The sequence below is a fragment of the Amphritea sp. 1_MG-2023 genome (assembly GCF_030547545.1).
Taxonomy (GTDB): domain Bacteria; phylum Pseudomonadota; class Gammaproteobacteria; order Pseudomonadales; family Balneatricaceae; genus Amphritea.
Genome location: NZ_JAUOQE010000030.1, coordinates 1 through 13,298, shown reverse-complemented (window position 1 = coordinate 13,298; position 13,298 = coordinate 1). Strand labels below are relative to the sequence as shown.

At 46.3% G+C, this 13,298-nt stretch carries 13 protein-coding genes and 4 tRNA genes; 4 read left to right on the top strand and 13 right to left on the bottom strand.

All coding sequences use genetic code 11. From position 1 onward, the window contains the following. Positions 1-1,208 precede the first annotated feature (1,208 nt). The 4 genes from Q4488_RS14690 to Q4488_RS14675 all read right to left on the bottom strand — a co-directional run bounded on the left by Q4488_RS14690 (position 1,209) and on the right by Q4488_RS14675 (position 3,657). Positions 1,209-1,487: a hypothetical protein gene (locus tag Q4488_RS14690; protein ID WP_303581231.1), complete on the bottom strand. Its 279-nt coding sequence runs from the start codon at positions 1,485-1,487 to the stop codon at positions 1,209-1,211. A gap of 81 nt (positions 1,488-1,568) precedes the next feature. Beyond that, complete coding sequence (locus Q4488_RS14685) at positions 1,569-2,234, bottom strand: response regulator transcription factor (protein WP_303581230.1); 666 nt, start codon at positions 2,232-2,234, stop codon at positions 1,569-1,571. A gap of 68 nt (positions 2,235-2,302) precedes the next feature. Beyond that, positions 2,303-2,758, bottom strand: coding sequence for a response regulator (locus Q4488_RS14680; protein WP_303581229.1), 456 nt, complete (start codon positions 2,756-2,758; stop codon positions 2,303-2,305). 23 nt (positions 2,759-2,781) lie between these two features. Next, positions 2,782-3,657 carry a DNA-binding protein gene (locus Q4488_RS14675; protein ID WP_303581228.1) on the bottom strand — a complete coding sequence of 292 codons (876 nt, stop codon included), beginning with the start codon at positions 3,655-3,657 and terminating at the stop codon, positions 2,782-2,784. 303 nt (positions 3,658-3,960) lie between these two features. Here Q4488_RS14675 and gap point away from each other — a divergent pair, with 303 nt between their 5' ends. Continuing rightward, complete coding sequence (gene gap, locus Q4488_RS14670) at positions 3,961-4,968, top strand: type I glyceraldehyde-3-phosphate dehydrogenase (protein ID WP_303581227.1); 1,008 nt, start codon at positions 3,961-3,963, stop codon at positions 4,966-4,968. Between the two features lie 99 nt (positions 4,969-5,067). Here gap and Q4488_RS14665 read toward each other — a convergent pair. The 7 genes from Q4488_RS14665 to Q4488_RS14635 all read right to left on the bottom strand — a co-directional run bounded on the left by Q4488_RS14665 (position 5,068) and on the right by Q4488_RS14635 (position 8,447). Continuing rightward, positions 5,068-5,143, bottom strand: a tRNA-Gly gene (locus Q4488_RS14665). Positions 5,144-5,205: 62 nt separating this feature from the next. Then, positions 5,206-5,292, bottom strand: a tRNA-Leu gene (locus Q4488_RS14660). A gap of 14 nt (positions 5,293-5,306) precedes the next feature. Next, positions 5,307-5,380: transfer RNA gene (locus Q4488_RS14655), tRNA-Cys, on the bottom strand. Positions 5,381-5,432: 52 nt separating this feature from the next. After that, positions 5,433-5,508, bottom strand: a tRNA-Gly gene (locus Q4488_RS14650). Positions 5,509-5,619: 111 nt separating this feature from the next. Continuing rightward, positions 5,620-6,168, bottom strand: a complete 549-nt coding sequence (gene pgsA / locus Q4488_RS14645; RefSeq protein ID WP_303581226.1) for a CDP-diacylglycerol--glycerol-3-phosphate 3-phosphatidyltransferase — start codon at positions 6,166-6,168, stop codon at positions 5,620-5,622. 52 nt (positions 6,169-6,220) lie between these two features. After that, on the bottom strand, positions 6,221-8,107 hold the full coding sequence (gene uvrC, locus Q4488_RS14640; protein ID WP_368411583.1) for an excinuclease ABC subunit UvrC: 1,887 nt from the start codon (positions 8,105-8,107) through the stop codon (positions 6,221-6,223). Positions 8,108-8,132: 25 nt separating this feature from the next. Beyond that, a complete protein-coding gene (locus Q4488_RS14635; protein WP_303581225.1) occupies positions 8,133-8,447 on the bottom strand; it encodes an excinuclease ABC subunit C in 315 nt (104 codons plus the stop codon). 84 nt (positions 8,448-8,531) lie between these two features. On the opposite strand from Q4488_RS14635, the gene Q4488_RS14630 reads away from it, so the two are divergent. Continuing rightward, entirely contained in the window at positions 8,532-9,488 is a 957-nt protein-coding gene (locus tag Q4488_RS14630) for a DUF1853 family protein (protein WP_303581224.1), read from the top strand. 65 nt (positions 9,489-9,553) lie between these two features. Here the strand turns inward: Q4488_RS14630 and Q4488_RS14625 are convergent, their stop codons facing one another. Beyond that, on the bottom strand, positions 9,554-9,697 hold the full coding sequence (locus Q4488_RS14625; RefSeq protein ID WP_303581223.1) for a hypothetical protein: 144 nt from the start codon (positions 9,695-9,697) through the stop codon (positions 9,554-9,556). Positions 9,698-9,928: 231 nt separating this feature from the next. Then, a complete protein-coding gene (locus tag Q4488_RS14620) occupies positions 9,929-10,792 on the bottom strand; it encodes an NAD(P)-dependent oxidoreductase (protein ID WP_303581222.1) in 864 nt (287 codons plus the stop codon). A 98-nt stretch (positions 10,793-10,890) separates the two neighbouring features. Here Q4488_RS14620 and Q4488_RS14615 point away from each other — a divergent pair, with 98 nt between their 5' ends. After that, positions 10,891-11,430, top strand: coding sequence for a TlpA disulfide reductase family protein (locus Q4488_RS14615; RefSeq protein WP_303581221.1), 540 nt, complete (start codon positions 10,891-10,893; stop codon positions 11,428-11,430). Positions 11,431-11,924: 494 nt separating this feature from the next. Continuing rightward, the gene (locus tag Q4488_RS14610) at positions 11,925-13,103 is read left to right on the top strand and encodes an Lpg1974 family pore-forming outer membrane protein (protein WP_303581220.1); all 1,179 of its coding nucleotides are present in this window, start codon (positions 11,925-11,927) and stop codon (positions 13,101-13,103) included. The last annotated feature ends 195 nt before the right edge of the window (positions 13,104-13,298 follow it).

Sequence of the window (13,298 nt, the reverse complement as noted above, 5' to 3'; positions counted from 1 at the left end):
CAGTTGTCGGTTCAGTGACTTCTTATTCAGACGAGACGCGTTAAGCTTGATGACGAACGTTCATCTGCCGACTCAGTTTACATAGGATTGAGTGAGACGCTCAATAAACTCGCGACCAGAGCCTGTTGTTAGTGCCTATGCTAAGTGCCTATTGTTAGTGCTTAGTTTCAGAGCCGCATCTGTCTATCGAGCCGCTCTTAATTTTGCGCTTTGATTAAGCACTTTAGACAAGCTCTTTAGACAAGCACACCATTATGCTGTTCGACGTTTCAATGCCAGCGCAGCAACGTGCGCTTTTAAAACACCGATACTCAATCAATACCCATGCTGATTCGTGTCGTGTGATTCACACAGTTCGATTTACACCGTTTGGCCAACACAATACCACTAACAAGGCCCTGGGTTTGCTCATAAATAAAAGCCCAGACATAGACCTTCGATTAGCCGCAAAAAAGGTGGATCAACACGATGAACCCACAGCGCGTGTAGATTTCATGAAACCACTAATCCACCCACAAAAAAGAATTTAACACGCTTCTCCGCACGCGTTCGATAACCGTTCATCCGTGATAGATCGCTAGCAAACTGACTGACCCAGAAAGGTGGATCAACACGATGAACCCACAGCGCGTGTAGATTGCATGAAACCACTAATCCACCCACAAAAAGAATTTAACACGCTTCTCCGCACGCGTTCGATAGCCGTTCATCCGTGATAGATCGCTAGCAAAAGAAGAGGCTGGTCGCCTCGATACAAAGAGCCCCTTAAGGATTCAAGAAAAGAGACAAACGGCTTCCATCACCAGCATTAGGTTAAATCGCTGCTCTCTTAGCTAGCAAACTGGCTGACCCAGTGTGTAAGCTTATTAATAACAGTCTATTTAACATAATAAACATTATACGAAGTATAATGTTTAGGCTAAAGCTCACGTATATAGGCCCTTAGGGCTTAGCTAAGGCTTACTTCATTTTTAATGACTGGAATGAATATGAGTACGTTATAGAGACAAAAATCGCTGCTTTTAACGCCGAAAATGAATCAGAAAGGCTTGCTGCTCCTTAATTCTGCGCTTAGCAGTGAGCGAGTTTTTAACGCGCAAAACAACAGCAAAGGCCATCCTAGATGGCCTACTCTGGGACTTGGAAGGATGTTTAAAGGACTCACCGATGACTCGATAATCCGCTTGAAATATAAACCATTAAATGACTTATGAAATGAGGATCGGTTGCTCTGGAGATTCATAACTACAGACTAAGTAAGGTGAAACCGCGATCAGCTCTTGAGTCTGATATGACTGTACAATCAACTCCTGAGCGCCGCATGTTTTATCTATTTTCGCTAATACTTGGTATGGAACACCCTGACACAGTAAGCGTCGATGCTCTCTATAAAAGTCTGCATCGAGATAGATATCATCGCCGACGTTGATTTCACGCCAAAGAAAGTCAGCTTCGAGTATGAGTTCTGATTGATCCTGACGGTGCATAGAATAGGCCTCTGTTAAGCATGCATAAACCATCAAGCCGACTCCATAGCCGACTCTACATTTACGCCCTGAATAAACGTTTCAGGCTTCTACAATATTATGACGAATAGCGAGATGCACAAGCTCAGAGTTATTACTTATACTCAGTTTGCGCAGAATATTCGCGCGATGAGCGTGCACTGTTTTTGGACTGAGAAACATATCCTCAGCTATCTGAGCGGCTGATTTACCCTGCGCCAGGCAGGAAAATATCTGGAATTCTCGCTTGGTAAGCTTAACGAAGGGTGAGCAAGAATCACTACCACCTGGGAGAATCATCTGACGAATACTTTCTGCGTAATAGGTACGCCCTTCTGACACCTCGTAAACCGCTTTAAGAAGCTCGTCTGGCGCGCAACGCTTAGTAAGATAACCAGAAGCCCCAGCTTGCACAACATGCGCAGGGAACGGCTCATTTTCCATCACCGTAAGCACCAGAACTCGAGCAGCGGAATCTTTAGCGCGAATCACTCGAATCGCTTCGAGCCCACCATATGCCTGCGCAACACCGTCAACCGAGGCATCCGTTGGCATCGATAGATCCATAATCACCACATCAGGGCGGACTGAAAAATATCTTTCAACGGCCTCCTGACCACTACTTGCTTCAGCAACGATATCAATTCGATTATCATTATCTAGCAAGCGCTGAAAGCCCGCCCTCACAACCGGATGATCATCAACCAGTAATACCTTAATCGTACTCATGTATAACTCAGATCCTTTTGAATATCATGTCAAACGACACGCTCAATCAATGACTAACAACATCGCCATCATTCAAGCTTCTCATTTTCAATCATACTATCCGCGCCTCGATAGACACCGTGAGTGTCAATATCCAACGCCACCGCGGGAGATACATCATCCGAACGCACAACAATAGGCATGGCAACCAACTCATCACTATAGCCAACCAACTTGATGCCCTCTTTTTTGCAATGCATTAACACCTTCTCCAGCGCTCTAATGACAGCAGCCTGCCGAGTACTCAAGTGTCGATCACTGGGCTGATCATCGGCGGGCCTTTTACTGGTTACCTGACGAATAGCATAACCCTGCTCATCGACTAACTGCAGCGTAATACCGGCCAGCTTTTCTTTAACCAAAACAACCTTAGCAAGGTTAAAAACCGCCTCATCGGTACAACAGACCGAGCCATCCGGATCACAGCTCTTGATACCATCAAGAACCTCCGAGTAGTCCGAACCTTTATCTAGGTATGTATCCATAATCCCTGTTTTTCAATAACTTATTACTTTAATTTAAAGCTTTCTAACAAAGAATGAAGTCGTTCAATTTCACGCTCTTTGTCTTTTAATCGCTGCTCGAGCGGCTCAAGGTCTTTTGAAGCGGCATGCTGTTCGAGCTCTTGATAACGCAGATCTTGCTGACTAATCACCTGCTCTAACTGATATTTTTCTTTAATTCCGCGACGCTCGACATCCAGCAAAGAAGCTCTAAGATGCCGATTCTCATCCTGTAGCACTTGCAAGTGCTGCTGCAGTCTTGAAGACTCCTCCTCAAGGTACTGACTTTTGTGTTTGTATTCCAGTAATTCCTGCTGCTGATCGCGACCACTACTCTGTTCGAACTGAGTCAAAGTGATCTCGTTTTCTTTAACCTGTCGGATTAAATTACGATTATCCGCTTCGAGTCGCATCTCACGCTCATCCTGAGCCTGCTGCTTTTCTTGCAACTCTGCAATATACGCAAGGTTATGCTGATTTTCAGCCATTAGTTTGTCAGAAAGGTCTTGCAGATGACGCAAGTCAGTATGGCTTTTTGAATTTTGCGCTTCTAGCTCAGCTTTTAGCGCTTGATAATGTCGCTCTAGTTGCTTGCGCTGCTCAGACAGCTGATGCTCTGCATAGGTCAGTGCTTGCTGCCACAACACATTCGCACTGTTAAATACCGGCTCGGGAATTTCTGGGCGAGCATTTTGCTGTAACAAGCGCTCACCTAGCCCCTGCCACCAATCATTTAATGCCTTATTGATGGTTGTGAGGCTACCCGCCCCTAGTTCATTGCGGACTAACTGCTGCGTCGGTCTACGCCCTTGCGCGAGCAAACTATCCGCAATCTCAAATACTCGTTCATAGGTTTTAGGAGACTGGGTTGTATGAGTCATTGATAGGCTACATTGATATTAAAAATACAGAGTACATATTAAGTATTGATTATACCTGAGACTCAGCCTAGCCACCAGACAACCCGCCACCCTTCTCAAAAGCTATTAGCTGCGCCATAAAACCACCACACTTCAATACCTTAACGACGCATATATCTTGCTTTCTATGATTATCGTTTTATGCTGAAACTAAGGAAGGTGCGAATAAGTCAATTACGCCTCTGACTTTCGCGTATCTGGCCATTCTAATGTCCGAAGAGTATTCGCACCGTCCCTAAACTCATGCAATACAAGGAGCACACCATGCCCATCAGAGTCGCCATTAATGGTTATGGTCGTATAGGCCGCAATATACTCCGCGCCCTGTATGAATCAGGCAAAAACAGCCAGATTAAAATTATTGCAATTAACGATCTAGGCAACAGCAAGGTCAATGCCCACCTAACCGAATTCGATAGCGTTCATGGCCACTTTAATCAGCCTATCAGCGCAGAAGACAACGTCATGACCGTTGCCGGTGATGCCATCCAAATTATCAATGAAGCCGACCCTCACGCCCTGCCTTGGGCGGAACTCGACATTGATATTGTCTATGAATGCACTGGCCACTTCACCACCCGGGAAGCCGCCGCGGTTCACCTAGCGCAAGGCGCTAAACGCGTCCTCGTCTCAGCGCCAGCTAAACATGCTGACGCCACCATTGTTTACGGCGTCAATCACTCAATTCTAAAACCTGAGCACAAAGTCATATCCAATGCCTCCTGCACAACCAATTGCCTAGCGCCGATGGCAAAAATTCTGAACGATAACATCGGCATTACCGAAGGCATCATGACCACCATACACGCCTACACCAACGATCAGCATCTACTGGACGTTTATAGTAATGATATCTATCGTGCACGCGCAGCAGGCCTATCAATGATCCCGACTCGCACTGGTGCAGCCGAAGCGGTCGGTATTGTTATGCCTGAACTCAAAGGTAAGCTGACAGGCCTAGCAGTACGAGTACCCACCGCTAACGTCTCGCTGGTTGATCTGTGCTTCAAGCCGGGTCGCAAAACGTCTGTCGATGAAATAAATCAACTCATGCAGCAAGCCTCACAAGAGAGCTTAAAAGGTATACTGGAATATAACGAGCTGCCGCTAGTGTCTGTCGATTTCAATCATCACTCAGCCTCGTCTATCTTTGACAGCAATCAAACCCATGTGATGGATGGCCTAGTCAAGGTATTTGCTTGGTATGACAATGAATGGGGCTTCTCAAACCGTATGCTGGATACGACCCTAGAAATTTTTTCCAAGCGATAAAGCGATTTAAATGAAAAATAGAAAACAGAAATAAATAAAAGCAGAGGGCAAACTAAGGAAGAGTACTACAAAAAAAGCGCAATAAAAAAGAAAAGAAGTTGGAGCGGAATATCGGGCTCGAACCGACGACCTGAACCTTGGCAAGGTTCCGCTCTACCAACTGAGCTAATTCCGCTTAACAATATGTAGATTTACTTTATATAAGTGCAACCATTTTAAGATTTGGTGATCATAAAATGGTGCCCGGAGCCGGACTTGAACCGGCACGACCTTTCAGTCGGGAGATTTTAAGTCTCCTATGTCTACCGATTCCATCATCCGGGCAAACATAAAGTAAATGGAGGCGCGGGTCGGAATCGAACCGGCGTTCACGGAGTTGCAGTCCGCTGCATGACCACTCTGCCACCGCGCCTCATGGTAAACTAATTTACCAACCAATCTTACTCTAAGTAAAGCAGTAAGACTGGAGCGGAATATCGGGCTCGAACCGACGACCTGAACCTTGGCAAGGTTCCGCTCTACCAACTGAGCTAATTCCGCGTACTTCCTAAGAAGTGGTGCGTATTATAGACAGCTCTCCTTTTATGTCAACCACTTTTAAGCAGAAAAAAGTGTAATCAGATTAACAAGTTAGAACTGTATAATGATTGATCAAATATCCTCTGTCAGATCTGGCCATGCCGCTTTAAGGTAAATATACATTGACCAAAGAGTCAGCACAGACGCTAGATAGAGCGCCCCGATACCGATCCATGCAACCAGTGTATACGGCGCAAAGCCCAACATGATTAAAATCGATAGCATCTGTAACGCTGTTTTTAGCTTGCCCACATACGAAACGGCAATATTGGCTCGCTTACCCAGCTCGGCCATCCACTCGCGTAATGCCGAAATAACGATCTCTCGCCCGATAATCACAATCGCGGGTACAGTAACCCAAAAAACCGAATAAGTATCAACCAGTAACACCAACGCGGTGGCGACCATCAGCTTATCCGCTACGGGATCTAAAAAAGCCCCGAAGGGCGATGTTTGATCTAACTTGCGCGCCAGATAACCATCAAACCAGTCGGTCACCGCGGCAAACGCAAACACCACAGCCGCCGCCATCGGTCCCCACGCATAAGGAAGGTAGTAAATTAAAACAAATACAGGAATCAATACGATGCGTAGTAATGTCAGGATATTTGGGATTTTCATCGATGTTTAACTTTCCTGTTCAACGAGACTGAGTAATAAAGCGACCGCAGCGTTAAGGGTCATGATGTAAGGCAGCATATATATCTTCTGCAATTTTGCGGCTTATAGTAGAGACTTTTCCGATTTCTTCAACACTTGCCGTCTCAATAGATGACACACTACCGAAATGCTTCAATAGCTCTCGCCGCCGCTTTGGCCCCACGCCGGAAATACCCTCTAAAGAGGATGTGCGGCGCGCTTTACCCCGCCTAGCGCGGTGACCCGTAATGGCAAAGCGATGCGATTCATCACGAATATACTGTATTAAATGCAGTGCTGGCGAGTCGGCCTTTAGCGCGATTTCCACCCCGCTATCTCCCATAATCAAGGTTTCAAGCCCCGCTTTTCGATCGCTACCTTTGGCGACACCGACAATCAGTACTTCATCGATCTGTAATTCGGCCAACACCTCAATCGCTTGCGACACCTGCCCTTTACCGCCATCAATCCACAAAATATCCGGTAACTTTCCCTCGCCTTTCTTAAGCCGAGTATAACGTCGCGTCAGCGCCTGATGCATAGCGGCATAATCATCGCCGGGCGTAATATCGTTGATATTAAAGTGACGATAATCCGATTTTAGCGGGCCATTTCGATCAAACACCACACAAGAGGCGACCGTGGCTTCACCGGAACTATGACTGATATCAAAGCACTCCATGCGTTGCGGCATCGCATCCAACTGCAACGCTTCTTGCAAGGCTAAATATCGATTATAGATACTCTGTTTACTGGCTAAATGACTTTGTAAGTTCTGTTCGGCATTGGTTTGGGCTAGCTTTTGCCAGCCGGCTTTATCCGATCGAACTCGATGCACCAGCTTTACCTTACGACCACTACGCTCACTCAATGCCTCTTCTAGCACTTCATGATCAGCCGCTTCGACAACCGTAATCAATACCGGCGGAATCTCTCGACCGCTGCCGAGATACCACTGCGCAATAAAGGCGGATAACAACTCTTGCGGCGTCTCTTCAATACCGAAACGAGGATGATAAACCTTACTACCGATTATCCGCCCGCCTCGAACAAACAGCATATGCATACACACTGAACCCGACTGCTGCGCACAACCGATCACATCGGCATCACCGCTCTGACCGCTCACATGCTGCTGCTCCTGCACTTGCTGCAGACTGACAATTTGATCGCGGTAAATCGCCGCCGCTTCGAAATCCAACTGCTCGGAAGCGTGCTCCATCTGTTCTGCCAGCTCATCTTTAATCTTGCTGTTTTTGCCTTCCAAAAACATCATCGCATGACGGATGTCAGCCTGATAAGCCTCTGGCGAGGGAATCTCAACACAGGGAGCGCTACAGCGGTGGATTTGATATTGCAGGCAAGGGCGTGATCGGTTTTTAAAAAAGCTTTCTTCACACTGACGGATGCGAAATACCTTCTGCATAATCGTCAGGCTATCACGCACCGCAGCACTGCTGGGAAACGGCCCAAAATAACGCCCTTTTTGCCGCTTTGCGCCGCGATGAAAGCGCACCGCCGGGTATTGTTGCCCTGTGGAAACAAAGATATAGGGGTAAGATTTATCATCCCTGAGCAAAATATTATAGGGCGGACGATTGGTTTTGATTAAGTTTTGTTCGAGCAACAACGCTTCGGTTTCGCTATGAGTCACCGTCACCTGAATATCGGCGATTCGACTCACCAGCGCTTGAGTTTTCACATTCAACCCAGTTGAACGAAAATAGCTACTGACTCGATTCTTAAGGTTTTTCGCTTTACCAACATAGAGAATCTCTCCACGCTGATTGAACATCTGATAGATGCCGGGCCTGCGAGTGAGTCGTGCGAGAAAGCTCTGACTATCAAATGCTGTGCTAATTTGCTGTTCTTGCTGCTTATTTAGCTCAGCCAATGAGTCATTATCGGGGGTATCATTCATCTCGATATTCTAACTGTGCGACCTTCTACATCTCAAGAACATTCAATAACTTATTAGCATCCATATGGTAATGCGTCGCTTCCCGGTGAATGTCTTCAAGCTGCTCACGCGTACTGTCTGAAATACCCGCACCACGAGATAAACTAACCTCAAGGTAAACACTGATTTCGGCATAATGATAAAGCCGAGCGTTAAAGCTTTGAGCGCGCTTAAGTTTAGAAAGAGAGATCATCGCGCCGTTGAGCATAATCGTGTTGATATCAGAGTCGCTCATCAAAGGGTGACGATCCTGTTCTGCGGGTAAACTGTTCAAATCAGCTACGCGTTTATTTGCTGCCATGAGACATCCTGAAAAAAGTAGAGTAGAGTTAATGATATCTTATTACTGTATGAGCTTTTCACATTAATGTGAATATTTAGAGCTATGACCCCATCTTCAAAGCATTACCTCAAGCAGGGTACTGAATTAATTACCCTACCATCGTCCTTCACTTATCAGCACGAAATTGTTCGCGACCTGCACTGGTTAATCGTCAGTCCGTCACTCATGACACTGTCAGATAGCCAATCATCGGACGGATTATTTACCCAATCGGGGATACACGAACGCTTAGCCGAGCTCGATAAACATCCTCAACCGCTGCTGAATGCATTACGTCAGCAAGCTCAATTTAGACTCGGGTATTATTTTGAAGATTTAGTTAGAATATATATTAATACATTCATACAACCTAATGATATTAAATGTAATGTGCAAGTAAACAGAGATAAAACAACGGTAGGTGAGTATGACTTTTTAATGGCTTTTAAAGACGGTTTTAATACCCACCTTGAAGCCGCCGTGAAGTTTTACCTGTGTGTATCTGAAGACCCCAATCACTGTGAACTAAACGATTTCATCGGTCCAAATCGTTCCGATCGACTCGATAAAAAATGGCAACGACTGATCGACCATCAGTTGCGCCTATCGCACACCGAGGCTGGCAAAGATCAAGCCGCTGCGCTTGGGTTACTGCCAGACAAGCATTCTCTGCTCATACGTGGCTATTTATTTTACCCCTACAGGCACTGGCAAGATTATCATCCCCCGGCTCCGGTTAATCCCGACCATCTCAAAGGATGGTGGCTGAGAGGCAGCCAGGTGGCTTCATTGGGATCTGAATATCAATATGTCATGCTAATGAAGCCCCGCTGGTTGGCGCTAGCGCAATGCAACTTTCAGGAAACGCTTTCCTGTTCAGAACTGATAGAAAGGGCCGATGGTGTCACCACGCCCAAGCTGATTGCGCGGCTACAATTTGACCCGCTCAGCAATCTTTGGCGAGAAATAGACCGAGGCTTTATCGTGCCTGATCATTGGAATCTTAAAAGCACTAAGTGACAACCGCCAAATAAAAGACATAAAAAAAGCAGCTCAAAAGCTGCTTTTTTTGCTATTAATCAAGATTAATCTGCGCGCTGAGCCGCTTTAGCAGCATCTTTTGCCATACACTTACGCAGGTAGTAAATACCAACGAATGTACCCACTACCATTGCTGAAACGATCACCATGCTGGGCACAAAAGAGATCATGCTGTATTTATCGGCCATAGAACTGTCCTCATGTGTTACCGCTATTATGAAATAGCGGATAATTTATGTGGTTATATATTTTTTAGTTATTAGCCGCGATTATAGAGCATCTTTTCTCAGGCACAATAGCCTAAAAGGCCTATTCACAGACATAGGAGCGACATCTCCGTGAAAAAGCCGAATCCAGCCCAAACGCACTCGCCGCAAGTACAAGGCCGACGGAAGACACCGCTTATTCCTTCTAGACGCTTATTCCTCTAAACGCTTAACTAGGCTCGATGTATCCCAGCGATGACCACCCAGTTTCTGGACTTCGGCATAGAACTGATCAACCAGCGCCGTGACCGGCAATTGCGCCCCATTTCGACGCGCTTCATCTAAAGTGATATTTAGATCTTTTCGCATCCAATCGACGGCAAAGCCAAAATCGAATTCATTATCAATCATCGTCTGATGCCGGTTAGACATCTGCCATGAACCTGCAGCACCATGCTGAATCACCTCAAACACCGCGGCAGCATCTAATCCCGCCTGTTTAGCAAAATGCACCCCTTCGGCGAGCCCTTGCACCAACCCTGCAATACAGATCTGATTGACCATTTTAGCTAACTGACCAGAGCCCGCCGGCCCCAGCAATTTGGCTGATTTTGCATAACAATCAATCACCGGCATAACCGTATCAACGATGGCTGGCTCGCCACCGATCATGATACTCAAAACGCCATTTTCAGCCCCCGCCTGACCACCGGACACCGGCGCATCGAGAAAGGCCAAGCCTTGCTCGGCGGCCGTCATCGCTAACTCCCGTGCTATTTCAGCTGAAGCGGTGGTATGATCAACCAATATTGCACCTTGCGCCATACGACTAAACACACCTTGCGAACCGCAAACCACCTGCCGCAAATCATCATCATTACCTACACAGGTGAACACAATGGCAGCATCTCTCGCCGCCTCCGCTGGCGTCACCGCACTGCTCCCCTTGTATTGCTGACACCATTGAGCGGCTTTACTGGCCGTGCGATTATAAACAGTGACTTCATGGCCCGCGTTTGCCAAATGACCTGCCATGGGATAACCCATAACGCCGAGACCGATAAATGCAACTTTCATACGTTTCTCTCTCCACCCTAAGGCTGACTATTGTTATAGTCTGAGTATTCTATGCTAATGATAGATATGCAAACACCTTTAATTGCTAGGCTCAAAAGATGCGATTCCTCATTCATAATCAATCAACTCAAGCAACACCTTTAATAAGCCTACAACAACTGCTGCTCGTCACCTTGTTGTACATCAGCGCGATACCTGCCTCATCGGCAGCAGAATCCTTTTATGATCAGCTTCAGCTCAACCAGCTCGATGGCTCTCAAGCGGATTTAAAACACCATCAGGGCAAACTCGTACTGGTTAACTTCTGGGCCACCTGGTGCCCGCCCTGCGTGGAGGAGATGCCTTCGCTGCAACGGCTACAGCAACACTTCGATCCTGAGGTGTTTCAAGTGATCACGGTTAATTTAGGGCAAAGTAACACCACCATAACGCAATTTTTTGCTCAGCAAACGTTCGACTTTACGTTGCCCATTTACCTCGATAGCCAAGGACAGGCTTTTTCACAGCTCAACATCGCCGGCATGCCTTCGAGCTTTGTTATCAACGCCGAGGGTGAATTGATCGAAACCATTGTCGGCGCCCGTGAATGGGATCACCCCTCCAACCTCAAGGCTGTACGACTAATGTTGCAACAATAACCGCCACGCACACACCTCGAGTGCATTAACTATCAATCTACCGAAATGTCGTTCAAGCAAAATCCATCTCTACTGTTCGATTACATCCCTATCAACATAGCCGAATCAGTGTTTGCCACCACAAGCTACTCCCCCTTCTGCATCATTCTCGCTGAAGAAAAGCCACGGCTAACACGACTTTTCTTTGCATCAAAACACGCGACCCGCTTCAATCAACAACATATTTCTTATAGCCGATGACAGAGTCGATCTAACAACATCTCATTCGCTCAAGTGAGGTTTTATCTCTAGCCATTATTTAAATCTTGCGCTATATCAATAAAGCCACTCAAACATCACCGTTACCACGCTTAGATTGAACTACACTCTAATTGGGAAGCGTGGTTATTAGCCTGTTTTCTAAGCATCACAGTCTGCTGTTATGGAGTCGCGTTGTTACTTGATAAGGCCTTGATGCTGATTGACTGAGATATTTATAAGAAGGGACAACTCGAATGAAGAACATGAAACCAATGAAAAGCCTAATCGCATTATCAGTGCTTACCGCTATGGTTGCAGCGCCAGTTGCAGCGGCGGATACATCTCCGTCAAATCAAGAGTTATATCAAATGATTCTTGAGTTAAAAAATCAGCAAAGCGCGCTACAAAAACAAGCTCAGATGGCTAAAGCGGAGGCCGCTAAGGCTGAGCGTGAGCTTGCCATGACCAAGCAAAAACTCGAACTCGCGATGGCATTAGATGAGTCTGGTGAGGTTGCCAATTCGTCGATCAAAGTGAAACAGCATGAAACTGGGTCTTACACCGAAGTGGGTGTATTAATTAAACGTCCGGAGAATGATCGCCTAACGTATGCTCAAACCACCAATCAAAGTAATGGATTACAAAGTAAAGGCGTCGATGTTGAGACCGAGTATAAGCCTGGCATCCGCATAGGGGTGGGGCACTTCTATGAAAATGGCGTGGAAGGCTATGCCCAATATACACACCTGTCCTCTTCTGCCTCTGATTCTATTCAGGACCCAGGGGGAAGTTTGGAGTTAAACCCCAAGCTTGTACCGGAAGAAGAGCTTAACTTTGATCAAGACGAAGAAATCGATGCAGCCAAAGCCTCCTATGACTTGGGCTACGATGTTATCGATGCGGGCTTTGCACAACATCTCGCCATTGGTGATCAGCTCAGTATACGCTTGGGTGGCGGGCTTCGATATGCTTCCCTCGATGATCAACTGAAAGCATTCTACGATAACGGTTCTGAGTACATTCAAGTTAAACAGAGGAATGACTTTGAAGGTATTGGCCCGCGTGCAACCATTGATGCGACTTGGCAGAAACCCAATAGCAACCTAAGTGTTACCGGTATGCTCGGCACCTCACTACTCTATGGTCGCAATGAATTTAGTTACTTTGCCAAAGATGATGATGACGATGTTGTTTCGTTCGACAATACGGAAAGACATATCTATTCCGTTTCCGAGGCTAAGCTGGGCGTGAACTATAACGGTATCAAAAATGATATTCGCTATGATCTCGGCCTCGCTTATGAATTTGAAATTTGGAATGATGCTTTAAGCACACTATCCTATGTCGATGATACAACAGATCAACTGTTCACTCGGGAGGATACAGACTTAATCATGCATGGTGTCGCTCTCACCGCCAAAATGAACTGGTAAGTAAGCACATCTGCATTAAGCGTATTTTAACTCGACAGCGAAAAATCCTTACTCTAGGGTAAGGATTTTTCAATGTTGATGCCCGCAGCATACGCTGCTATTGATTAGACAATCAGCAAGGGAAGGTGCGAATAAGTCCGTTATATTCTCTGCGGACATTAGAATGGCCAGATACGCGAAAGCCAGTGCAGCGAA

Excerpts from the sequence above, each read along its gene's own strand:
- Q4488_RS14690 (WP_303581231.1), bottom strand. The coding sequence starts at position 1,487 with ATGCACCGTCAGGATCAATCAGAACTCATACTCGAAGCTGACTTTCTT.
- Q4488_RS14685 (WP_303581230.1), bottom strand. The coding sequence starts at position 2,234 with ATGAGTACGATTAAGGTATTACTGGTTGATGATCATCCGGTTGTGAGG.
- Q4488_RS14680 (WP_303581229.1), bottom strand. The coding sequence starts at position 2,758 with ATGGATACATACCTAGATAAAGGTTCGGACTACTCGGAGGTTCTTGAT.
- Q4488_RS14675 (WP_303581228.1), bottom strand. The coding sequence starts at position 3,657 with ATGACTCATACAACCCAGTCTCCTAAAACCTATGAACGAGTATTTGAG.
- gap (WP_303581227.1), top strand. The coding sequence starts at position 3,961 with ATGCCCATCAGAGTCGCCATTAATGGTTATGGTCGTATAGGCCGCAAT.
- pgsA (WP_303581226.1), bottom strand. The coding sequence starts at position 6,168 with ATGAAAATCCCAAATATCCTGACATTACTACGCATCGTATTGATTCCT.
- uvrC (WP_368411583.1), bottom strand. The coding sequence starts at position 8,107 with ATGAATGATACCCCCGATAATGACTCATTGGCTGAGCTAAATAAGCAG.
- Q4488_RS14635 (WP_303581225.1), bottom strand. The coding sequence starts at position 8,447 with ATGGCAGCAAATAAACGCGTAGCTGATTTGAACAGTTTACCCGCAGAA.
- Q4488_RS14630 (WP_303581224.1), top strand. The coding sequence starts at position 8,532 with ATGACCCCATCTTCAAAGCATTACCTCAAGCAGGGTACTGAATTAATT.
- Q4488_RS14625 (WP_303581223.1), bottom strand. The coding sequence starts at position 9,697 with ATGGCCGATAAATACAGCATGATCTCTTTTGTGCCCAGCATGGTGATC.
- Q4488_RS14620 (WP_303581222.1), bottom strand. The coding sequence starts at position 10,792 with ATGAAAGTTGCATTTATCGGTCTCGGCGTTATGGGTTATCCCATGGCA.
- Q4488_RS14615 (WP_303581221.1), top strand. The coding sequence starts at position 10,891 with ATGCGATTCCTCATTCATAATCAATCAACTCAAGCAACACCTTTAATA.
- Q4488_RS14610 (WP_303581220.1), top strand. The coding sequence starts at position 11,925 with ATGAAGAACATGAAACCAATGAAAAGCCTAATCGCATTATCAGTGCTT.